We start from the raw sequence: 21123 nt of genomic DNA, 5'->3' as shown, positions 1-21123 counted from the left end.
GCGTAGGGAAAGAGGAGATTTCGTGTCGGAGCCAGTGTCCGAAACATCCGAGCCAACGTCCGAAGAAGCGGAACCAGCCGAAGCAACCGAACCATCCGAACCGGAGACGCAGGCGCCCGCCCCGCCGGAGCCGAGCGAACCGGCTCTCGACGAGCCGACCGTGGTCCGTCCGGTTGTCCAGCCCCCCGCCGAGCCACCAGTGGTGCCGTCGGTGTTCGCCCCTATCCCGGGATTCCGCAGTCAGCAGCGGTTCTCCAATCCGGCCGAGCCGGGTGTCTCCACCCCGCTGCCGGCGGAGTGGACCGCCCCGACGCCGCCGCATGGCATCCCGGTGATCGCCGCGCCGCCGGTGCCGTCGACGTTCGACCGGCCCGCCGCCGGATCCGTTGCCGGGCCTGCCGGGGTGCCCAATGACCGGCCCGCCGGTGGCGACTTCGCCACGCCGTACCGGGACCTGTCCACGACGGCGTTGCTGGGGCAGCGCAAGAACCCGCCGACCTCGGGCTGGCGCAAGGCGCTGTATGTGGGGTCGTTCAAGACGATCAACGTCGGCGAGAGCCCCAAGACCACCCACCACAACACCCTGATCGGCGAGGTCAGCCAGCCGCTGCAGGGCTGCTACCGGATCGCGTTGATGTCGCTGAAAGGCGGCGTGGGCAAGACCACGATCACCGCGACGCTGGGCGCCACGTTCGCCTCGATCCGCGGTGACCGCGTGGTCGCCGTGGACGCCAACCCCGACCGGGGCACGCTGAGCCAGAAGGTGCCGTTGGAGACGGCGGCGACGGTGCGTCACCTGTTGCGCGACGCCGAGGGCATCGAGCGGTACAGCGACGTGCGCGCCTACACCTCACAGGGGCCGAGCCGACTGGAGGTGCTGGCGTCGGAGAGCGATCCGGCGGTGTCGGAGGCGTTCAGCTCGGACGACTACCTGCGTGCGCTGGAGGTGCTGGAGCGGTTCTACAGCCTGGTGCTCACCGACTGCGGCACCGGGTTGATGCACTCGGCGATGTCGGCGGTGCTGTCGAAGGCCGACGTGCTGGTGGTGATCAGTTCCGGTTCGGTGGACGGAGCGCGCAGCGCCTCGGCGACGCTGGACTGGCTCGACGCCCACGGCCATCAGGAGCTGGTGCGCAATTCGATCGCGGTGATCAACGCGGTGCGGCCGCGTTCGGGCAAGGTGGATCTGTCGAAGGTGGTGGATCACTTCTCGCGGCGGTGTCGGGCGGTGCGGTTGGTGCCGTTCGATCCGCATCTGGAGGAGGGCGCCGAGATCAGCTTGGACCGGCTCAAGCCCGCCACCCGTGAGGCACTGATCGAGCTGGCGGCGGTGGTGGCGGCCGATTTCGCCGGCGTCCGCGCCGGCCGCTAGGCCCGCACGGACCGGGGGCAGATCAGGGGCGGGGATTATCCCCGTGGCCGAGGCGACGCAGGAATTCCGGGTCGTCGTCGGGGCCGATCACCCGTGGGGTGGGCCGATCATTCGAGACCCGCGCCAGCCGCCAGCCGAGGTAGACCAGGCTTGCTGCGGCAATGAGCAGGAGTAGATACGCCACTCGAAACCTCCTTGATCCGAATATACGCGTCGTCGGTAGGCTCGGAGCGTGTCAGGAAGTGGTTCGACCGCCCGCATGGTCACCGACGTCGCTGTTTACCTCGTCGCCCGGCTGGTGCTGGTCGCGGTGCTGACCGCCGCCATCTACGGCGTCGGGCATCTGTTCGTGGCGGATTTCCCGGTGGTGGTGGCGTTGCTGTTCGCGATCGTCATCGCCCTGCCGATCGGCATCTGGCTGTTCCGCCCGCTGCGTGAGCGGGCCACGGCCTCCATCGCCCTGGTCGACGAGCGGCGGCGCAAGGACCGTGAGCAGCTGCAGGCCCGGCTGCGCGGCGAGGAGCCGCCGAAATCGGCTTAGTCGCCTGCACTATCGGATGAACGACGCGCCCTTCTCCCGGTCCAGGTAGGTTTCGCTCTTGTTCTTGAGGAAGCCCACATAGACGGCCAGGGAGAGGGCGATGCACACGGTGACGTAGGCGATGAACCACGGCACGTGGTCGCGGTCCTTGAGCGCCTGGTAGATCACCGGCGCGGTGCCGCCGAACATCGAATTCGCCAGGGCGTAGCCAACTCCCACCCCGAGTGCCCGCACGTGCGCGGGGAACAGCTCGGATTTCACCAGGGCGTTGATCGAGGTGTAGCCGGTCAGGATGATGTAGCCGACGATCACCAGCAGGAACGACAGCAGCGGTGAATGTGTTTGGGGCAGATAGGTGAACAGGACGTAGGTGTAGAGCACGCCGCCGATGCCGAACCACACCAGCAGTGGTTTTCGGCCGACCTTGTCGCTGATCATGCCGCCGACCGGCTGGATCACCATCAGGAAGATCAGCCCGATCAGGTTGATCCAGGTGGCCGTCATCGCCTGGTCTTTGTAGGTGGTCTTGACGATGGCCGGGGCGTTGACGCTGTAGGCGTAGAACGCCAGCGTGCCACCCATGGTGATGAGGAAGCACAGCGCCAGCGGTTTCGCGTACCGGGTGAACAGCTCGCGCAGGGACCCCGAACTGTGGTCGCGGCCTTCTCGGACCGCGTCGAGCTGCTCCTGGGACAGTGATTCGTCCATGGTGCGGCGCAGCCAGAACACCACGATCGCGGCCACGCCGCCGACGGCAAAGCCTATGCGCCAACCGAATTCGTGCACCTGCTCGCGGCTGAGCACGGTCAGGATGATCAGCAGGGTGAATTGGGCCAGCACGTGGCCACCCACCAGCGTCACGTACTGGAACGACGAGAAGAAGCCGCGGCGCTCCCGGGTGGCGGCCTCGGACATGTAGGTGGCCGAGGTGCCGTATTCGCCGCCGGTCGCGAAGCCCTGCACCAGGCGGCACAGGATCAGGATGATCGGTGCTGCGGCACCGATGGTTTCGCGGGACGGCACGATCGCGATCACCAGCGAGCACAGCGCCATCAGCGAGACGCTGACGGTCAGTGCGGCGCGGCGGCCGCGCCGGTCGGCGAAGCGGCCGAAGAACCATGAGCCGAGGGGCCGGGTGAGGAACGTGATCGCGAAGACGGCGTAGACGTAGACCGTGGCGTTCTTGTCGGCCTGGTCGAAGAACTGCGCCTCGAAGTAGGTGGCGAACACGGTGTAGACGTAGACGTCGTACCACTCGACGAGGTTGCCCGACGAGCCTCTGATGGTGTTCCAGATGGCGCGGCGGGTTTCGGCGCGGTCCGACGGTGCGGGCTGATGCGCCTCGGTCGAGATGGTCATCCGCATCCTCGGGTCGGTTCGCGTTGCAGGCCGACGGCCACGTTAGTGCAGCCGCCGTGGTCCGGCGTGGAATTCCGGTCCAGTTCTGGACCGGAAGCGTCAACGTTTCTTGACGGCCATTCATTGTCAAGTTATCTTGACAACGTGAGTGATGTCGATGAGCTACTCGCCGCCGGTGTCAGTGATCCGGACCCTGCCGTGGGGCTGCGGGCGGTGCGGGCTTTGCAGCGGCTACAGGAGCGGCTCGAGGCCATACACGTCGCCAATGCCCGCGAGCAGGGTTGGAGTTGGCAGGCGATCGCCGAGGCCCTCGAGGTGAGCCGTCAGGCCGTGCATCAGAAGCACAATCGGAAGGGATGACATGTTCGAACGGTTCAGCCGTCACGCCCGCGTCGCCGTGATCCTGGCGCAGGAGGAGGCCCGCGAACTGGCGGCCAATGACATCCGGCCCGAACACATTCTTGTCGGGGTGTTGCAGAGCTCGGGACGCGAATTGTCCGCCCTGCTGGCAGGATTCGGCCTGACCTCGGATACGGTTCGTGCCGAGTTGGTGGCTGCCGACGCTCCCGGGGACGAGTCGTTCGACGACGATGCAGAGGCGCTGCGGTCCATCGGGATCGACCTGCGGGCGGTGCGGGCCAACGTCGACCGAAACTTCGGTGATGGCTCGTTCGACAACGCGCTGCGCAGCACCGGGCGGCGGCGCAGGCGCCGTGGACACCTGCCTTTCACCAAGTCCGCCAAGAAGGTGCTCGAGCTGGCGCTACGGGAATCGTTGGCGCACAAGGACGGCTACATCGGATGCGAGCACATCCTGCTGGGAATCCTACGCGGGGGAGACGACCGGGCAGTCGGTCTGATCACCGAGCACGTCGACGCCGATGAGTTGCGCTCCGGCGTCGTCGGGCTGCTCGACAACGCAGCCTAGGCTGAGCCGGATCGCCGAGTTCTACGCCCGGGTCGCTGATATCGACGGACCACAGCCGTCAGGTCGAAAGCGGCGAACTGGCCTGGACTCGCCGAGAAAACGTCAGCCCAGGAACAGGGCCACAGCCACCGCGACGGCCCACACCAGCATGGTCAACCCGGTGTCGCGTAGCACCGGGATCAACTGGGCACCGGTGCTGCCGTCGCGCACCGGCCGCAGCCCCCGCACGGCCGGGACCACCGCCAGCAGACCGAACGCGCACCACGGGGTGGCCAGCATCAGCACCAGCGGCAGCGCCAGGGCCACGGCCACCAGTACCTGGTACAGCAGCCGGGTCCGGGCGTCGCCGAGCCGTACCGCCAGCGTGATCTTGCCGGACACACTGTCGGTCGGGATGTCGCGCAGGTTGTTGGCCACCAGCACCGCCGAGGACAGTGAGCCCATGGCCACCGCCGCGGCCAACCCGACCCAGTCGACGCGCAGCGCCTGGGTGTACTGCGTGCCCAGCACCGCGACCAGTCCGAAGAAGACGAACACGGCCACCTCGCCCAGGCCCAGGTAGCCGTAGGGTTTCTTGCCGCCGGTGTACAGCCACGCCCCGGCGATGCACACCGCCCCGATCACGATCAGCCATGGCGCGCTCACCGCCGCCAGCACCAGGCCGGCCACCGCGCCCACGGCCAGGCTCGTCACGGCCGCGGTCAGCACCGCGCGCGGCGAGGCCAGTTTCGAGCCCACCAGCCGCAGCGGGCCCGAGCGCACGTCGTCGGTGCCGCGGATGCCGTCGGAGTAGTCGTTGGCGTAGTTCACCCCGATGATGAGCGCGAGCGATACGGCCAACGCCAGCAACGCTTTCCACCACACCGCCGAGCCGGCCCAGGCGGCGGCGCCGGTACCGGCGAGCACCGGGGCGACGGCGTTGGGCAGGGTGCGCGGACGCGCACCTTCGATCCACTGCGCAAAACTGGCCACGTCGTCATCGTATGAGCTGGTCCGGTGGCGCCCCGCGCGGACTCTTACACTGAGCCTCATGAAAGAGCAGCTCAGCAGGACCGAGATCGGCAAGGACGTGCTGCAGGAATCTGTCGAGGCCGTCGCCTCGACGGTGGGGCAGGTCACCAACATCATCACCACGGCCGTCAAGGACGTGGCAACCGCCATTGGTGGCCTGGCCACCGATGTGTTCGAGATCGCCGACGGGGCACGCAAGGCCAACGAGGACTTCGACGAGTTCGACGACCTCGACGTCCCGGCCGACGTCCCGGCCGATGTCGCAACCCCCGACGAGGCCGAATAACACTGCATGCTCGGCGTCATCGGCGGTAGCGGTTTCTACTCGTTCTTCGGGTCGCAGGCCCGCACCATCAGCGTGGACACCCCGTACGGGGCACCCAGCGCGCCGGTCACGGTCGGTGTGGTGGGTGGGCAGGAGGTGGCGTTTCTGCCCCGGCACGGGGTCAGCCACGAATACTCGCCGCACACCGTGCCGTACCGGGCCAACATGTGGGCGCTGCGGTCCTTGGGGGTGCGACGGATCTTCGCGCCGTGCGCGGTGGGCAGCCTGACCGCCGAGCTGGGCCCGGGGGCCATCGTGGTGCCCGATCAGTTGGTGGACCGCACCCGTTCGCGCGCGGACACCTATTTCGACTCCGGCGGCATCCACGTGAGTTTCGCCGATCCGTACTGTCCGGCGCTGCGGTCGGCGGCAGCGGGTCTGCCCGGGGTGGTCGACGGCGGCACCATGGTGGTGATCCAGGGCCCGCGGTTTTCCACCCGGGCGGAGAGCCGGTGGTTCGCCGATCAGGGCTTCACCTTGATCAACATGACCGGTTACCCCGAGGCGGTGCTGGCTCGTGAGCTTGAGATGTGTTATGCAGCAATTGCTTTGGTGACGGATCTGGATGCCGGTATCGACGTCGGGTCCGGGGTGACGACGGTGGACGTGTTCGCCGAATTCGAGCGCAACATCGAGCCGTTCAAGAAGCTGGTGCGGGAGGCGCTGGGGGCCGTCGAGGTCGAGCGGGCCTGCACGCACTGTCTGGCCCACGACGGGGTGAAGCTGCCGTTCGAACTGCCCTGATCGGGAGCCACTTGACACCCGTCAAGTTGGGGGGTCGATACTGACGGGGTGAAACCCGCGATCTGTGAGCAGTTCGGTATCGACTTTCCGCTCTTCGCCTTCAGCCACTGCCGTGACGTGGTGGCCGCGGTGACCAACGCCGGCGGCTTCGGTGTGCTCGGCGCCACCGCATACACCCCCGAGCAGCTGGACCAGGAACTGTCCTGGATCGACGAGCAGGTCGGCGGCAAGCCGTACGGCGCCGACATCATCGTGCCGGCGAAATTCGAGGGCAAGGGCGAGAACCTGTCCCGGGGACAGCTCACCGAGCGGATCCCCGCCGAATACCGCGAGTTCGTGGCGCGGCTGCTGGCCGACCACGGCATCGAACCCGAGGCGGAGCAGCGCCTGGGCGGCACCGGGTTGTCCGGCGACACCGGCCGCGAGTTGCTGGACGTCGCGATGAGCCATCCGATCAAGTTGATCGCCAACGCGCTGGGGGTGCCGCCGGACTACATGATCGAGGCCGGACGTGAGCGTGGCGTTCCGGTCGCGGCCCTCGTCGGCGCCCGCGAGCATGCCCTCAAGCAGGTGCAGGCCGGGGTGGATCTGATTGTCGCGCAAGGCACCGAGGCCGGTGGCCACTGCGGCGAGGTGACCACGCTGGTGCTCGTCCCCGAAGTCCTGGAGACGCTGGAGCAAGCCGGCAGCGACATCCCGGTGCTGGCTGCCGGCGGCATCGTCACCGGCCGGCAGATGGCGGCGGCGGTGGCGATGGGCGCGGCCGGGGCTTGGACCGGATCGGTGTGGCTGACCACCGAGGAGGCCGAGACTGCGCCGCACACCGTGCAGAAGATGCTGGCGGCAAGCTCGCGCGACACCGTGCGCTCGACCGGGCGTACCGGCAAGCCGGCCCGCCAGCTGAAATCGGAGTGGACCGACGCCTGGCAGCCGAACCCCGGAGGCCACCAGACTCTGGGGCTGCCACTGCAGAACATGCTGGCCGAGCCGATCATCCGGCGAGTGGATGTGCTTGCCGCCCAGGGGCATCCGGGTGCGCAGGCGCTGGCCACCTACTTCGTCGGGCAGGGCGTGGGTTTGATGAACAAGGTGAAGCCGGCCCGCGAGGTGGTCCGGGAGTTCATCGAGGACTATCTGGGGGCCACCGAGCGGTTGAGCAACTCGCTGCCGGACTGATTCGACCGGCCGAGGGGTTTCGGAATCGCCGGTGTGGGAACAGTATTGAGGTGGCAGTCAACGCGGATCTCAAGATGAGCTCGGACCAATTGTGCTGTGGCGTCGAGCTGGCGCACCGGATCGAAAAGGCCGAAGCCGGCCTGATCGTGGCGGCGACCCGCGCCGCCGGGCACCGTGGCGCAGAAGGCCTGGTGCTGCCGGTGGCCGGCGGGTTCGCCTGCTTTGCCGAAGCCGGTTCGCCGATGAACAAGGTGGTCGGACTCGGCTTCGACGGGGTGCCCGACGAGGCGGTGCTGGGCGAGATCGAGCGAGCCCTGGCGGGCCGGGGCAGCGGCACCCGGGTGGAGCTGTCCAACCTGGCCGATCCGGAGATCACCGCGATGCTGTCCGGTCGCGGCTATCGTCTCGTGGAGTTCGAGAACGTTCTCGGTTGCCCGCTCGGCGCGGCGCCCCCCGGACCGGCGGTGCCGGGGGTGCAGGTGCGCAAGGCCGACGATCTGGCGGCCTGGGTCGACGTCGTGGTGGAGGGCTTCGCCCATCCCGACGCTCACCTTGATGCCCATCCCGACGGTGCGAGCGTGCCGGGCCACGAGGTGTTCGCGGCTGACATCATCGAACGCGCCGAACGGGACATGGAAAAGGCCGGGGCCGTGCCCTATATCGCGATCTGCGACGGCGCGGTCGCCGGTGGCGGGAGCATGCGGCTGGTCGACGGGATCGCGCAGCTCACCGGTGCGGCCACAGCACCGGCGTACCGGCGGCGTGGCGTCCAGGCCGCCCTGCTGGCAGCGCGGCTGGCCGAGGCCGCCGACGCCGGGTGTGACATCGCGGTGGTGACCACCGCGCCCGGCTCGCAGTCCCAGCAGAATGTGCAGCGCCGCGGATTCCAGCTGCTCTACACCCGGGCGATCCTGGTGAAACCGGTTGCGGCGGACTAGTACAGGATTTTGCGCAGGTTGTCCTCGCTGTAATAGGCGTCGAGTTCGGCCTGGCTCATGTCGGGTTTGAACGCCTTGGCCATCTGGGCCACCGACGCCACCGCGTCCGGGTTCCAGCTCTCCGGCTTCCAGGTGTTCGAGCGCAGAAATGCCTTGGGGCAGTGGAAGAACACCTCTTCGACGGCAATCTCGAGCGCCAGGATGGGCCGTTTGCCGCCGACGGCCATGGCGTCGAAATAGTCGGCGTCGGAAAGGATCCGGGCGGTGCCGTTGATCCGCAGGGTGTCGCCGCGGCCCGGGATGACGAACACCGTGCCCACGTGCGGGCGCTGCAGCACGTTGAGATAGCCGTCGACGCGTTTGTTGCCCGGGCGTTCCGGGATGGCGATGGTGGAGTCGTCGAGAATCTGGACGAACCCGGGCGGGTCCCCCTTGGGGGAGACGTCGACGCGGCCCTGGGCATCGGTGGTCGCCACGAACCCGAGCGGAGTATTCCTCAGCCAGTCCTGTTGGGCTTCCGAGAGCCGGGGACGCACCTTGTTGGCGATGGCGGCGTTCGGATGGCCGACGATGGCGCGCAGCTCGTCGACGGAGGTCACTTCTCGGCGCATGTCCCCATCATGCCGAAGCCGGCAACCGAATTGTCGGGCCGCCTCAGCCGAAGCGGACGGCCAGCGCACGCCGGTCGAGCTTGCCGATGCCGCGCCGGGGCAGCTCGTCGACGATGTGGACTTCTCGCGGTGCGGCGGTGGCGTCGAGCGTCTCGGCCACGTGGGCGCGCAGTTCGGCCACATCCGGGGCCGTGGCGCCCGGGGTCAACACGAGGGCGGCCACCACCCGCTGCCCGAGCCGCGGGTCGGGGAGGCCGAACACCGCGCTGTCGGCGATGGCGGGGTGGTGCGCCAACGCCGATTCGACGAGCTGGGGCAGCACCGTGAGCCCGCCGGTGCTGATCGCGTCATCGACCCGGCCCAGTACCCGCAACACCCCGGAATCGTCCACGGCACCAAGGTCATCGGTGCGAAACCAGTCTGGTTCGGCGAACGGGTCGGGGCGCACGGGGTTGCGGTAGCCCCTCGCCAGGGTGGCCCCGCCCAGCAGGATGCGGGACGCGTCGGTTCCCGATGCCGCCGTCGTGCCGGCCCCGATGCGCACCGACACCCCGTCCAGCGGCACGCCGTCGTACACGCAGCCGCCGGCGGTCTCGCTCATCCCGTAGGTGCGAACCACCGTCACCCCAGCGGCTTTCGCGCGCTCGGCCACCCCGGCGGGCATCGGGCCGCCGCCGATCAGCACGGCGTCGAGATCGGCGAGTGCGGCCGCGGCCTCGGGGTCACGCAGGGACTTGTCCAGCTGCACCGCCACCAGTGAGGCGTAGCGCCGGCCACTGCCCAACGCCGCGACCGCGGCGGGGATGTCGGCCGGATCGAAACTGGCCGACAGCGTGACGGGCCGGGTGGCCGCCAGCACACTGCGCACCAGAACCTGAAGGCCGCCAATGTGATACGCGGGCAGTGCCAGCAGCCACCGGCCGGCACCACCGAGACGGGCATGGGTGGATTCGGCACTGGCCCGCAGTGCGTCCGCCGTCAGCAGCGCGCCCTTGGGCTCGCCGGTGGTGCCAGACGTGGAGATCACCACCGCGACGTCGTCGTCGATTTCTTCCCCGGACCGCAAAGCGCTTGTCAGCAAGGAACTTTGACGTTCGTCGTGGGCGGGTACCGGCAAGATTGCCGAGCGACGGCCGGTCAGCACGTCCGTGAGCACCGCCAGCAGTTCGTCGGTTGCCGAGCCGACGGCCACGGGGCGCAGGACGGCTATGTCAGGCCTCCGGGCTCGTTCGGATCGGTGCGGTTGGGGTCGCCGGCAGCCTCGTCGCTGACCTCTTCGCCGTCACGCGGATCGTCCAACGGCCATCCCTTGACCGCCAAGCGTTCCCGGACCCGCTCGACGTCTTGGGCCCGGGGCAGTTCGTCGGTGATCTGGGTGATCAGCACACCGATGTCGATGTGATCGAAATCACCGCGATCGATGAGATCTCGTGCGACGGCTTTGACTTCGTCGTTCGTCAGGCGCCGGGTCAACAACGCCAGCAGCGGCACCCGGTCGGGACCGGGCACCCCCTCGGGGTACCCGGCGTTCAGCCAGGCCGCGATCTTCGCGAGAAATGCGTTCACTGCGCCTACTCCTGATACACCCGAGTGAGTTTCCCCGGCCAGCTGACTCTGAGCGGGAAGACGGCATCGATCGTAGTGGTGTCGACCGACTCTGGCTTGCAGTGAATTTATCGGCCGCGCAAGGAACGGCAAACCGCCCCGGCGAACAAACCGGGTGTCTTAGGTGAACAGTCGATGAACTCATCGACAGCGTATCCGAAATCCCTGCTCAGCTAGGTGTTTCCAACTGGTCAAAATGATCGGTGGTCCGACAGAATTACCGCCATGAGCGCTGAGCTGATCGTCCTGGTGCTGCTGATAGCAACAGCCTTGGCTTTCGACTTCACCAACGGCTTCCACGACACCGGCAACGCGATGGCCACCTCGATCGCCACCCGCGCGCTCAAGCCCAAGACAGCAGTGCTGCTGGCCGGTGTGCTCAACCTGGTCGGCGCGTTTCTCTCGGTCGAGGTCGCCATCACCGTCACCAGCTCGGTGCTCAAGATCCAGGACTCCAAGACCGGCGCGCTCATCCCGTCGATCGACGCCTCGACCGGGTTGACGATCATCTTCGCCGGCCTGATCGGCGGCATCCTGTGGAACTTGCTGACCTGGCTGTTCGGCATCCCGTCAAGCTCCTCGCATGCCCTGTTCGGCGGTCTGATCGGAGCCGGTCTGGCTGCGGTCGGCCTGGCCGGGGTGAACTGGAGCGGTGTCACCCAGAAGGTGCTCATCCCCGCGGTCGCCGCGCCGGTGATCGCCTGCCTGGTGGCCGGCTGCGGAACCTGGCTCGTCTACCGCATCACCCGCAACGTCGCGCAGAAGCGTCGCGAGGCCGGCTTCCGCTGGGGCCAGATCGCCACCGCCTCGCTGGTCGCGCTGTCACACGGCACCAACGACGCCCAGAAGACCATGGGTGTCATCGCGCTCGCCCTGATCACCACCGGACACCTCAGCGGGGATGTGAAGAGCAACGGCTTGCCGTTCTGGATCATCGCCTCGTGTGCGCTGGCCATCGGTCTGGGCACCTACATCGGCGGGTGGCGCGTCATCCGCACGCTGGGCAAGGGCCTGGTGGAGATCGAGTCGCCCCAGGGCCTGGCCGCCGAGGCGTCGTCGGCCGCGATCATCCTGAGCTCCAGCGCCGCCGGCATGGCCCTGTCGACCACTCACGTGGCGACCGGTTCGATCCTGGGCAGTGGCGTCGGCAAGCCCGGCGCCGAGGTGCGCTGGGCGGTGGCCGGACGGATGGCCGTGGCCTGGCTGATCACGCTCCCGGCGGCGGGCATCGTCGGTGCGCTGGCGTTCTGGCTGTCCCACGGGGTCGAGTCGTTGACCTCCTCGGCGCTGGTCGGCGACGGGCTGATCTTCCTGGCGCTCGTCGCGCTGTCGGGGTACATGTGGCGGCGGGCCCAGCAGCAGAAGGTCAACCACAGCAACGTGAACGCCGACTGGGACCACACCACCAACTCGGTGGTACCGGCCGAGGTGCGGGCGGCTGTCCCGTCCGACAGCAGCGCAACGGATACCGAGAAGCCCAACAAGGCAGCGGTTTAGGAGACGTGATGACGTATCTGGAAGCCATCTTCAAGGTGCTGCTGATCGGGCTGGTGCTGGGCGCCGGTCTGCCCGCGGTGTTCGCCGCCGGACTGGTGGCCTACTCCAACGGGTCCGGCGGGGTCAGCGCCGACGGAACCACCCAGGCACCCAATCCCGTCCTCAAGTTCCTCGGCTTGGCCTTGTTCGTGGTGGTCGGCCTGGTGATCCTGGTGGCCATCGCGTGGATCACCCGGACCACGATCATTCACCACACCGGCGTCGACCTGTTCCCGTTCCTGCCGACCAAGTGAGCTGAGCGTCATGGCCGAGGCGACGAGTTTCCTGGACAACGTGTTGAGCTGGCTGCGTGCCGGATACCCGGAAGGGGTGCCGCACACCGACCAGTTCGCGCTTCTGGCGCTGCTCACCCGGTCATTGTCGGAGGACGAGATCGTCCAGGCGGCCCACAACATCCTGCGCTCCAGCGACGGGGACCGCCCGGTCACCGACGACGAGATCCGGCTCGCGGTGCGCGGCGTGACCGACAAGGAACCCAATCCCGAAGAGGTGAACCAGGTGGCGTCGCGGTTGGCGTCGGTGGGTTGGCCGCTGGCCACGCCGGCGCGCTGAGGTTCGGCCTCAGTCGCGGGTGTCGCGGCGCAGCGGATGGGTGTCGGGCACCTGCACGAATATCAGGGTGATGCCGTCGGGATCGGTGACGTGCATCTCGTGCAATCCCCACGGCTCCTGGGCGGCAGCGCGGGCGATCGCCACACCGCGACCTTCCAGTTCGGCCTGGGCGGCGTAGACGTCGCGCACCTGCAGCCACAGTGCTCCCGGGAAAGTGCCGGATTCGGTGGGGCTGTGGTGGCCGGCCAACTCGATCAGCGACTGCCCGGCGTAAAACACTGTGCCGGCACCGTATTCGCGGGCAATCGCCAGGCCGATGCGGTCTCGGTAGAACCGCACCGACTCCGGGTAGTCAACCGGCCGGATCAGCATCCGGCTGGCTAGGATCTCCATAGCCCTTGTCTACCATCGGCCGGACCGGGGCCCGGCGCGACACTCAGACCGGCTGGACCCGTTGCCGTTTCATCACGGCGTCGACCAGCCCCGGTGCCACGGTGTTGAGCGCCTTGGCGGTCACGGCCATCCGCGGGGCGATCTGCACCGGGCGGGTGCGTGCGGCGGTCAGCATCCAGTCGGCGGCCTCGTCGGCGGTCAGGCCGGGCAGCCCGTCGTAGGCCCGGGTGGGCGCGATCATCGGCGTCTTCACCAGCGGGTAGTACAGCGTGGTGGAGTGCACGCCGACTGCGGACCATTCGGTTTCGATGACCCGGCTGACCGCGGCCAGCGCGGCCTTGGAGGCGTTGTACACCGCGAACAGCGGCGAGGATTCGTTGAACACGCCCCAGGTGGCGACGTTGATGATGTGGCCGTCGCGGCGTTCGCGCATGCCTGGCGCCAGGCCGCGGATCAGGCGCAGCGGGGAGTAGTAGTTGAGCGTCATGGTGCGTTCGACGTCGTGCCAACGCTCCAGTGATTCGGCCAGTGGGCGCCGGATCGACCGGCCGGCGTTGTTGATCAGGATGTCGATGCCACCCAGGTCGGCTTCGAGGCGGGCCACCAACTCGTCGATCGCGTCGAGGTCGGAAAGGTCGACGGCGTGGGCGCACGCGTCGCCGCCGTTGGCGCTGATCCGCCCGACGAGGTCGTCGAGCAGTTCCTGACGGCGGGCCACCGCGACCACTCTGGCGCCGCGGGCGGCGAACTTCTCCGCGGCGGCCTCACCGATGCCGGAGGAGGCACCGGTGATCAGGATGCGCTTGCCGGCGACGTCGATGTCGCCGCGGGCTTGCAGCCGTTCGGTCAAAGGCGGACGCATGCTGGTCAGCAACAGCTGATCGGACAGCCGGCGCAGCGGGCTCTTGCTCATCCGCTGAGTTTATTTCGCCTCCCTTTCCCCGCCGAAACGGCATTCCAGCAGGCCGCTACTCGCACTTTTCCTGCTGGAATGCCGTTTCGGCACGCCGAGCCCTCAGAAGTAGCGCGGGAACCCACTCCAGTCCGGATCGCGTTTCTCCAGGAACGCGTCACGGCCCTCGACAGCCTCGTCGGTCATGTAGGCCAACCGGGTGGCTTCCCCGGCGAACACCTGCTGGCCCACCAGGCCGTCGTCGATCAGGTTGAACGAGAACTTGAGCATCCGGATGGCCTGCGGTGACTTGCCGTTGATCTCGGCCGCCCACTGCAGGCCGACGGACTCCAGTTCGGCATGGTCGACGACGTCGTTGACCGCGCCCATCTGATACATGGTCTCGGCGTCATAGGCGCGGCCCAGGAAGAAGATCTCGCGGGCGAACTTCTGCCCGGTCTGGCGGGCCAGATAGGCGCTGCCGAACCCGCCGTCGAAGCTGCCCACGTCGGCGTCGGTCTGCTTGAACCGGGCGTGCTGGCGGCTGGCCAGGGTCAGGTCGCAGGTGACGTGCAGGCTGTGCCCGCCGCCGGCGGCCCAGCCGTTGACCAGACAGATCACCACCTTCGGCATGAACCGGATGAGCCGCTGGACCTCGAGGATGTGCAGCCGCCCGGCCCGGGCCGGATCGACCGTTTCCGCGGTTTCCCCGGCGGCGTACTGGTAACCGGACCGGCCGCGGATGCGCTGATCTCCGCCGGAGCAGAAGGCCCAGCCGCCGTCCTTGGCCGACGGGCCGTTGCCGGTCAGCAACACCACACCGACGTCGGGGGACATCCGGGCGTGGTCGAGGACGCGGTACAGCTCGTCGACGGTGTGCGGCCGGAAGGCGTTGCGTACCTCGGGCCGGTCGAACGCGACGCGCACGGTCGGCTGCTTGGCACCGTCGGCGACATGGCGGTGATAGGTGATGTCGGTCAGGTCGTCGAAGCCTGCCACCGGTTCCCAGGCTGTCGGGTCGAACGGGTTGTCTGCACTCACGTGCTCGACTGTAGAGCGGCGGTGCCCAGAGGTTTCACAGGTACCGTCGCGGGGTACGAATCCCGGCGCGATGGTGCGTACCGCGCACCACCAGACGAGAGAGGGCCACGATGAAGCGCTCAGCGAGTGTGTTGATGGCGGGTTTGGTCGCGGGCGTGGTGCTCGCCGGATGCTCGCCCGCGGTGACCGGGGGTGACACCAAGTGCAAGGACTTCATCGGGCAGGACGAGAAGACGCAGAACGAAGCGGTGTCCAAGATGCTCAAGGATGAGAAGGGCGCCGACCCCGCGCAGTTGGAGATCACCGGCACCCGGTTGGCGGTGCAGACCTTCTGTCAGACGGTCGGCAAGGAGGACTCCAAGATCAAGGAGGCCCCGCACCTGAGCTGAGTGCGGCTAGACCGGGTCCAGTCGAAACACCGGGCAGCGCCCGGCCAGGGCCTCGAACTCGTCGGGGTTGGGCCCGGTCACCAGGCCGGCGTTGCGCATGAAGCCGACGCCGGTCGGAACCAGGATGGGGAACTGCCGTAGCAACGGGCGGGCCTGTTCGGCGGGGATCTCCACCAGGCGCACCCGCTGGTCACGACGGCCCTGGTGCACGGTGGCCTCGCCGGCGGCCCGGGCGTTGGCCGCCCAGTCGCCGCCCGGCAGGCCCGCGACGATGTAGCGCCGACCGTCGACTGTCATCGGGGTGACCGGTGTCGACCGGGGTTTACCGGTCTTGCGGCCGGGCACGGTCAGCACCACGGGCCCCTTGTCGCCGCCGACCCCGAGCTTGTTCAGCCCGATCATCACCTTGTTGACGTACTTCAGCCACCACGGGGGCCGGATGCGGTCGTCAGCCATGTCACCCATTCTGCCGAACAGACGCGGAAGTACCCGAAATCGACTGCGATCGGGTACCTCCGGGTCTGCTCGCGGGAGAAAACTCAGCCCACAGCGCGGGCGGCGCCCTCCCAGAACTGGGCCCGCACGGCCTTCTTGTCGGGCTTGCCCAGCGCGGTCGTCGGCACCGAATCCACCACGATCACTTGCTTGGGGGATTGCACCGAGCCCTTGCGGTCCTTGACCGCGGCCTGGATCTCGGCGGTCACCGTCGCCACGGCCGCGTCGTCGGATGCGGCGTCGGGGCGCAGCACGATCACCGCGGTGACGGCCTCGCCCCACTTTTCGTCCGGGGTACCGATCACGCACACCTGGGCCACCGAAGGATGTTCGGCCACAACGTCTTCCACCTCGCGGGGGAAGACGTTGAACCCGCCGGTGACGATCATGTCCTTGACCCGGTCGACGATGAACCAGTAGCCGTCCTCGTCCTCGCGGGCCATGTCGCCGGTGTGCAGCCAGCCGTCTTTGAACGTGTCGGCGGTGGCGTCGGGCAGCTTCCAGTAGCCGCCGGCCAGCAGCGGTCCGGACACGCAGATCTCACCGACCTCGCCCTGAGGCACCGGCTGACCGGAGGCGTCCAACAGTGCGGTCCGGGCGAACAGCGTGGGCCGGCCGCAGGAGGTGAGCCGCTTCTCGTCGTGGTCCTTCTTGCCCAGGTAGGAGATCACCATCGGGGCCTCGGACTGGCCGTAGTACTGCGCGAAGATCGGCCCGAACCGCCGCAGCGCCTCGGCCAGCCGCACCGGGTTCATCGCCGAGGCGCCGTAGTACACGGTTTCCAGTGACGACAGGTCGCGGGTGTGGGAGTCGGGGTGGTCCATCAGGGCATAGATCATCGACGGCACCAGCATGGTCGCGGTGATGCGACGCTCCTCGATGACCCGCAGCACCTCGGCCGGGTCGAACTTGGGCAGCACGATCATCTCGCCACCCTTGACGATGGTCGGCACGAAGAACGCCGCACCGGCATGCGACAGCGGGGTGCACATCAAAAAGCGCGGGTTCTCCGGCCATTCCCACTCGGCGAGCTGGATCGTGGTCATGGTGGTGATCGAGCGCACGGTGCCCATCACGCCTTTGGGCTTGCCGGTGGTGCCGCCGGTGTAGGTCAGTCCGCCGATGTGGTCGGGGTCCAGATCGGCAGCGGTCAACGGGACGGGCGGGTACTTGGCGGCCTCGGCCACCAGGTCGACGCCGACGCCTTCCAGCGCGGAGGGCACCGGGCCGATGGTCAGCACCTGGCGCAGCGTCGGCACCTTCTCCAGCAGCCCCAGGGCTCGTTCCACGAACGCCGGGGTGGGATCGATGATCAGCGTCGTCACCTCGGCGTCGGTCAGCACGTAGGCGTGGTCGTCCAGCGAACCGAGAGGGTGTAGTGCGGTGCGGCGGTAGCCCTGGGTCTGGCCGGCGCCGATGATCATCAGCACTTCGGGCCGGTTCAGCGACAGCAGGCCGACACCTTCTCCGGCGCCCGCGCCGAGCGCCTCGAAAGCCTGAATGTACTGGCTGATGCGTTCCGCGAGCTCGCCACCGGTCAGGGTGGTGTCGCCGAGGAACAGCACGGGCTTGTCTTTGTTGCGCTTGAGCGCACCGACGGTGAGGTGTCCGGAATGGATGGGATGGTGCAGTAACGCATCACTCATACCCAACAGATTAGAACGTGTTCCAGAAATTGTGGGAGCGGATCCCTGATCCCGTTGTAACGCGATCTGGCGCCGGCCCGAAATGCAGGTAGCGCTCTACTCGTGTTCGTGCTGGTGGAGCTGCTTAAAGTCGCAATTGTGGGGGCGGGAGCCAGTCCCCGGCGGGTTAGGGACCGCCGGGGACTGGTGCTCCGATCAGCGATTGGCGGCCGCGCGGGCGACCTTCGCCACCTTTTCGGCCAGCTCGGCCTTCCACTGGATCTCCTTCTGAATCCACTCGTTGTCCTGCGGGAACTCCTCGGTCTCGCTGACCCGGCGGACCTCCAGCTTCACCCCGCAGCCCAGCGGGCATTTCCGCGCCCACTGTTTGGCCTCTTCCTTTGAGGACACGTCGAGGATCCAGAACCCGTTGAACAGCTCCTTGGCCTCGGTGTACGGCCCGTCGGTCACTACCGGGGGATCGGCATTGAAATCGACGACGAAACCTTCTTCGGGATCGGTCAGTCCCTCGCCGGCCAGCAGCACGCCGGCCTTGATGAGCTCTTCGTTGTAGCGGCCCATCGACGCGATGATCTCGTCGAAGTCGATGTCCTGCTCGCCCATCGTGCCCTCGTTACTACGTCGAACAACACCCCCGGGAAATCGACATGCCGCGTCGAACTTCTTGAAGTTTTTCGAATCGGCCGGCCAACCGGTTCTTAAACACCGCCGATAGAAGTTGATTCATGATCAACAGGAAGGCGCCGCTGTGGCAGGTCACCGGTGCGCTGGTGGTGGTGTTCGTGTCGATGGGCGGGATGTTCGTGAGCACCCGCTTGACGAACCGCCCCATGGTCAGCGCCGGGCCGGTCGTCGGTTACGCGACGGTGCAGGACCAGGACGCCGTCGTGGTGGCCTACGGTCGGTCCGGCGGGACGGTGGGCCCGCCGTTCGGTTCCCATGACCACTGGCAGGAACGGGTGGCCGCGATTTCGCTGGACAGCGGCGAACTGTTGTGGGACACCCAGCTGCATGACAAGGAGGGTTGGGAGCGCGGCGTGCTCGCGGTGGCCGACGGCCTGGCATATGTCGCGAGCGACAAGGGGTTGTCCGTCCTGAAGGTCGAGGACGGCACCGTCGTCGACGACAGCCTCGGCGACGATTTCGTCCAGTCGTTCAGCGGCTACAACGTCGATCCGCGGATCGATGCCGTTGTCGCCCTGACCGATTCCGGTGAGGTCGAGGCAGTGCCGTTGGGGACGACGGAAATCGCGGCGGTAACCGACGACGTCGCCGACGCGTGGCGTACCACCCTGATCGGAGACTCCGCGCCGACGCGCGACGCGGACTTCGGCACCATCAACGTCGACCCGGCCGCGATGCCCCGCGGTATGGTGCTGCCCGGCGGGGACCTGATCTCGGTGCCCAAGCCGTACCAGTCGCCGGATCCGCAACTGATGCGCGGCGGCAGGATGCTCGCCCGGCTCGACGGGCTCACGAATCGGGAACTCGTGTACGAGGTAGTGCGTACCCCGGCCGCGTTGGCCACGCCCGAGCAACTCAAGGAGGGCATCGGCATGTTCAACCACCATCATTCGTCGGCGGTCCCGCTCGGCATCGACCACGGTGTGGTGCTGGTGAAAGGGGAGCCGGTCGATCGTCCGGGCATCGAGGAGTTGCGGCTGTTCGACATCGAGACCGGTGACACCCGCGCGGTGATCGACAACCTCGACGGCTACGTGCGTGCCACCGCGACCCCGGACGGGTCGATCCTGGTGATCGGCGCCGATCGCGGTCGTGGGCTGGACAACGACCGCCTGATCGTCGTGCATCCCGACGGTCGGACCACGATGACCCAGATCGGCGACACCGATTTCTGGGGACGCACCCGGGCAAACGTCACCGCCCCATAGCATCGCGTACATGCCGAGCCCTGTTGCGCCAGCTGATCTCGTCCTCTGCGGAACCATCCTGACCGTAGACGCCGGTCAACCCACCGCGGAGGCGCTGGCGGTGCGCGAGGGCCGGATCGTCGCGGTCGGGAACCGGGCCGAGGTGGCCGGCTGGGTGGGGGAGCACACCGACGTTCGCGAGGTCGACGGCTGCATCATGCCGGGTTTCGTTGAAGCGCATGGCCATCCGTTGATGGAGGCGGTGGCGTTGTCCGGCCGTATCGTCGATATCCGGCCGGTCACCTTGGCGAAAGCCGATGCGGTGCTCGCCGCGATCCGCGATGAGGTGGCCAAGCGTGGGGCCGACGGTGCATTTCTCAACGGCTGGGATCCGTTGCTGCAGAATGGTTTACCCGAGCCAACGTTGGCCTGGCTGGACGGCCTCGCGCCCGAGACACCGTTGGTGATCGTTCACAACTCGGGCCACAAGGCCTTCTTCAACAGTGCGGCGGCCCGCCGGGCCGGTCTCACCCGAGACACCCCGGATCCCAAGGGGGCCAAGTACGGACGCGCTGCCGACGGTGAGCTCGACGGCACCGCCGAGGAGACCGGAGCGGTGTTCCCGCTGCTCGGCGACGCCATCTCGGCCAGTGACTATCCGGAGATGCTGGCCGCCGAATGCGCGCGGCTGAACCGCGCGGGGCTGACCACGTGCTCGGAAATGGCGTTCGACCCGATGTTCCGGCCGCTGCTGGCGCAACTGCACGACCAGCTGACGGTGCGATTGCGCACCTACGAGATGTCGACTGCCGCGCTGCACACCGATGCCGGCCCATTCGAGGGCGACGACATGGTGCGCCAGGTCGGCATCAAGATCTGGGTCGACGGGTCACCCTGGGTCGGCAACATCGACCTGACGTTCCCGTACCTGGACACCGACGCCACCCGCACGATCGGGGTGGTGCCCGGCTCCTGCGGGCACGCCAACTACACGAGAGAACAGCTCGCCGAGATCGTCGGCACGTTCTTCCCGCAGGGCTGGCAGCTGGCCTGCCACGTACACGGCGACGCCGGGGTGGACACCATCCTCGACGTCTACCAGGAAGCACTGGGGCGCTGGCCACGAAAAGATCACCGGCTGCGGCTGGAACACGTCGGCGCCATCACGCCCGAACAGCTGCGGCGTGCGCATTCCCTCGGCGTCACCTGCAGCCTGTTCGTCGACCATCTGCACTACTGGGGCGACGTGCTCGTCGACGGCCTGTTCGGCCCCGAGCACGGTGGACGGTGGATGCCCGCGGGCTCGGCCGTGGCGACCGGCATGCGGATCTCCCTGCACAACGATCCGCCGGTCACCCCGGAGGAACCGCTGCGCAACATCAGCGTGGCCGTCACGCGGACCGCGCCGAGCGGGCGCGTGCTGGGTCCGGAGGAACGGCTCACCGTCGAGCAGGGGATCCGGGCGCAGACCATCGACGCGGCCTGGCAGTTGTTCGCCGACGACGTGATCGGCTCGCTGGAGGTCGGCAAGTACGCCGACCTGGTCATCGTGTCCGCCGACCCGCGCACGACCGACCCGCAGCGCATCGCCGACCTGGAGGTTCAGGCCACGTTCCTGGCCGGCGAGCAGGTTCACCCGAAACCCGGTTGACGGCCCACACGCCGTGGCACGCTCTG

General features: G+C 67.9%; 26 protein-coding genes. 14 read left to right on the top strand and 12 right to left on the bottom strand.

The window, feature by feature from the left end:
• Positions 1–160: 160 nt before the first annotated feature.
• Complete coding sequence (locus FR943_RS22905; RefSeq protein WP_443732537.1) at positions 161–1372, top strand: MinD/ParA family ATP-binding protein; 1212 nt, start codon at positions 161–163, stop codon at positions 1370–1372.
• 22 nt (positions 1373–1394) lie between these two features.
• Here the strand turns inward: FR943_RS22905 and FR943_RS22900 are convergent, their stop codons facing one another.
• Positions 1395–1556 carry a hypothetical protein gene (locus tag FR943_RS22900; protein WP_217160564.1) on the bottom strand — a complete coding sequence of 54 codons (162 nt, stop codon included), beginning with the start codon at positions 1554–1556 and terminating at the stop codon, positions 1395–1397.
• A gap of 75 nt (positions 1557–1631) precedes the next feature.
• On the opposite strand from FR943_RS22900, the gene FR943_RS22895 reads away from it, so the two are divergent.
• Positions 1632–1913, top strand: a complete 282-nt coding sequence (locus FR943_RS22895) for a DUF4229 domain-containing protein (protein WP_217160640.1) — start codon at positions 1632–1634, stop codon at positions 1911–1913.
• Between the two features lie 9 nt (positions 1914–1922).
• Here FR943_RS22895 and FR943_RS22890 read toward each other — a convergent pair whose 3' ends face one another.
• Positions 1923–3272 (bottom strand): MFS transporter, encoded by a 1350-nt coding sequence (locus FR943_RS22890; protein ID WP_217160563.1) that lies wholly within the window; start codon positions 3270–3272, stop codon positions 1923–1925.
• Between the two features lie 144 nt (positions 3273–3416).
• Between FR943_RS22890 and FR943_RS22885 the strand changes: the two genes are divergently transcribed.
• Both FR943_RS22885 and FR943_RS22880 read left to right on the top strand, forming a co-directional pair.
• Positions 3417–3632 (top strand): helix-turn-helix domain-containing protein, encoded by a 216-nt coding sequence (locus tag FR943_RS22885; protein ID WP_217160562.1) that lies wholly within the window; start codon positions 3417–3419, stop codon positions 3630–3632.
• A gap of 1 nt (position 3633) precedes the next feature.
• Entirely contained in the window at positions 3634–4200 is a 567-nt protein-coding gene (locus FR943_RS22880; RefSeq protein ID WP_217160561.1) for a Clp protease N-terminal domain-containing protein, read from the top strand.
• Between the two features lie 102 nt (positions 4201–4302).
• Here FR943_RS22880 and FR943_RS22875 read toward each other — a convergent pair whose 3' ends face one another.
• Positions 4303–5172 carry a 1,4-dihydroxy-2-naphthoate polyprenyltransferase gene (locus FR943_RS22875; protein ID WP_217160560.1) on the bottom strand — a complete coding sequence of 290 codons (870 nt, stop codon included), beginning with the start codon at positions 5170–5172 and terminating at the stop codon, positions 4303–4305.
• A gap of 58 nt (positions 5173–5230) precedes the next feature.
• On the opposite strand from FR943_RS22875, the gene FR943_RS22870 reads away from it, so the two are divergent.
• The 4 genes from FR943_RS22870 to FR943_RS22855 all read left to right on the top strand — a co-directional run bounded on the left by FR943_RS22870 (position 5231) and on the right by FR943_RS22855 (position 8394).
• Positions 5231–5497: a hypothetical protein gene (locus FR943_RS22870; RefSeq protein ID WP_217160559.1), complete on the top strand. Its 267-nt coding sequence runs from the start codon at positions 5231–5233 to the stop codon at positions 5495–5497.
• A 6-nt stretch (positions 5498–5503) separates the two neighbouring features.
• Complete coding sequence (locus FR943_RS22865) at positions 5504–6280, top strand: S-methyl-5'-thioadenosine phosphorylase (protein ID WP_217160558.1); 777 nt, start codon at positions 5504–5506, stop codon at positions 6278–6280.
• Between the two features lie 48 nt (positions 6281–6328).
• Positions 6329–7456 carry a nitronate monooxygenase gene (locus FR943_RS22860; RefSeq protein ID WP_217160557.1) on the top strand — a complete coding sequence of 376 codons (1128 nt, stop codon included), beginning with the start codon at positions 6329–6331 and terminating at the stop codon, positions 7454–7456.
• 74 nt (positions 7457–7530) lie between these two features.
• Entirely contained in the window at positions 7531–8394 is an 864-nt protein-coding gene (locus tag FR943_RS22855) for a GNAT family N-acetyltransferase (protein WP_217160639.1), read from the top strand.
• On the opposite strand, the gene FR943_RS22850 is transcribed toward FR943_RS22855, so the two are convergent.
• Genes FR943_RS22850 through FR943_RS22840 form a run of 3 tightly spaced genes read right to left on the bottom strand, consistent with a single transcriptional unit; the run spans position 8391 to position 10571 of the window.
• A complete protein-coding gene (locus FR943_RS22850) occupies positions 8391–9005 on the bottom strand; it encodes a pyridoxamine 5'-phosphate oxidase family protein (protein WP_217160556.1) in 615 nt (204 codons plus the stop codon). The genes FR943_RS22855 and FR943_RS22850 overlap by 4 nt on opposite strands.
• A gap of 43 nt (positions 9006–9048) precedes the next feature.
• Positions 9049–10197: an o-succinylbenzoate--CoA ligase gene (gene menE, locus FR943_RS22845; protein WP_372448227.1), complete on the bottom strand. Its 1149-nt coding sequence runs from the start codon at positions 10195–10197 to the stop codon at positions 9049–9051.
• Between the two features lie 14 nt (positions 10198–10211).
• Complete coding sequence (locus tag FR943_RS22840) at positions 10212–10571, bottom strand: DUF3349 domain-containing protein (protein WP_217160555.1); 360 nt, start codon at positions 10569–10571, stop codon at positions 10212–10214.
• Between the two features lie 264 nt (positions 10572–10835).
• Here FR943_RS22840 and FR943_RS22835 point away from each other — a divergent pair, with 264 nt between their 5' ends.
• The 3 genes from FR943_RS22835 to FR943_RS22825 are packed head-to-tail and all read left to right on the top strand — an operon-like array spanning position 10836 to position 12719.
• Positions 10836–12107 carry an inorganic phosphate transporter gene (locus tag FR943_RS22835; protein WP_217160554.1) on the top strand — a complete coding sequence of 424 codons (1272 nt, stop codon included), beginning with the start codon at positions 10836–10838 and terminating at the stop codon, positions 12105–12107.
• Between the two features lie 8 nt (positions 12108–12115).
• On the top strand, positions 12116–12400 hold the full coding sequence (locus tag FR943_RS22830; RefSeq protein WP_217160553.1) for a hypothetical protein: 285 nt from the start codon (positions 12116–12118) through the stop codon (positions 12398–12400).
• Between the two features lie 10 nt (positions 12401–12410).
• Entirely contained in the window at positions 12411–12719 is a 309-nt protein-coding gene (locus tag FR943_RS22825) for a DUF3349 domain-containing protein (RefSeq protein WP_217160552.1), read from the top strand.
• A gap of 9 nt (positions 12720–12728) precedes the next feature.
• Here FR943_RS22825 and FR943_RS22820 read toward each other — a convergent pair whose 3' ends face one another.
• The 3 genes from FR943_RS22820 to FR943_RS22810 form a co-directional block, all read right to left on the bottom strand.
• Positions 12729–13112, bottom strand: a complete 384-nt coding sequence (locus FR943_RS22820; RefSeq protein ID WP_217160551.1) for a VOC family protein — start codon at positions 13110–13112, stop codon at positions 12729–12731.
• Positions 13113–13155: 43 nt separating this feature from the next.
• On the bottom strand, positions 13156–14025 hold the full coding sequence (locus FR943_RS22815) for an SDR family oxidoreductase (RefSeq protein WP_217160550.1): 870 nt from the start codon (positions 14023–14025) through the stop codon (positions 13156–13158).
• A gap of 102 nt (positions 14026–14127) precedes the next feature.
• Positions 14128–15045 (bottom strand): 1,4-dihydroxy-2-naphthoyl-CoA synthase, encoded by a 918-nt coding sequence (locus FR943_RS22810; RefSeq protein ID WP_217160549.1) that lies wholly within the window; start codon positions 15043–15045, stop codon positions 14128–14130.
• 110 nt (positions 15046–15155) lie between these two features.
• Here FR943_RS22810 and FR943_RS22805 point away from each other — a divergent pair, with 110 nt between their 5' ends.
• Positions 15156–15434 carry a hypothetical protein gene (locus FR943_RS22805; RefSeq protein ID WP_217160548.1) on the top strand — a complete coding sequence of 93 codons (279 nt, stop codon included), beginning with the start codon at positions 15156–15158 and terminating at the stop codon, positions 15432–15434.
• Between the two features lie 6 nt (positions 15435–15440).
• Here FR943_RS22805 and FR943_RS22800 read toward each other — a convergent pair whose 3' ends face one another.
• The 3 genes from FR943_RS22800 to FR943_RS22790 form a co-directional block, all read right to left on the bottom strand.
• The gene (locus FR943_RS22800; protein ID WP_217160547.1) at positions 15441–15890 is read right to left on the bottom strand and encodes a nitroreductase family deazaflavin-dependent oxidoreductase; all 450 of its coding nucleotides are present in this window, start codon (positions 15888–15890) and stop codon (positions 15441–15443) included.
• An 83-nt stretch (positions 15891–15973) separates the two neighbouring features.
• Entirely contained in the window at positions 15974–17575 is a 1602-nt protein-coding gene (fadD8, locus tag FR943_RS22795) for a fatty-acid--CoA ligase FadD8 (RefSeq protein ID WP_217160546.1), read from the bottom strand.
• A 195-nt stretch (positions 17576–17770) separates the two neighbouring features.
• Positions 17771–18178 (bottom strand): YciI family protein, encoded by a 408-nt coding sequence (locus tag FR943_RS22790; RefSeq protein ID WP_217160545.1) that lies wholly within the window; start codon positions 18176–18178, stop codon positions 17771–17773.
• A gap of 122 nt (positions 18179–18300) precedes the next feature.
• On the opposite strand from FR943_RS22790, the gene FR943_RS22785 reads away from it, so the two are divergent.
• Both FR943_RS22785 and FR943_RS22780 read left to right on the top strand, forming a co-directional pair.
• On the top strand, positions 18301–19467 hold the full coding sequence (locus tag FR943_RS22785) for a PA2928 family protein (RefSeq protein ID WP_217160544.1): 1167 nt from the start codon (positions 18301–18303) through the stop codon (positions 19465–19467).
• Positions 19468–19477: 10 nt separating this feature from the next.
• Positions 19478–21097, top strand: coding sequence for an amidohydrolase (locus tag FR943_RS22780; protein WP_217160543.1), 1620 nt, complete (start codon positions 19478–19480; stop codon positions 21095–21097).
• The last annotated feature ends 26 nt before the right edge of the window (positions 21098–21123 follow it).

The organism is [Mycobacterium] fortunisiensis (assembly GCF_019050325.1).
Taxonomy (GTDB): Bacteria; Actinomycetota; Actinomycetes; order Mycobacteriales; family Mycobacteriaceae; genus Mycobacterium; species Mycobacterium fortunisiensis.
The sequence above is the reverse complement of the archived record's forward strand: the minus strand, read 5'-3'. Positions and strand labels throughout refer to the sequence as shown.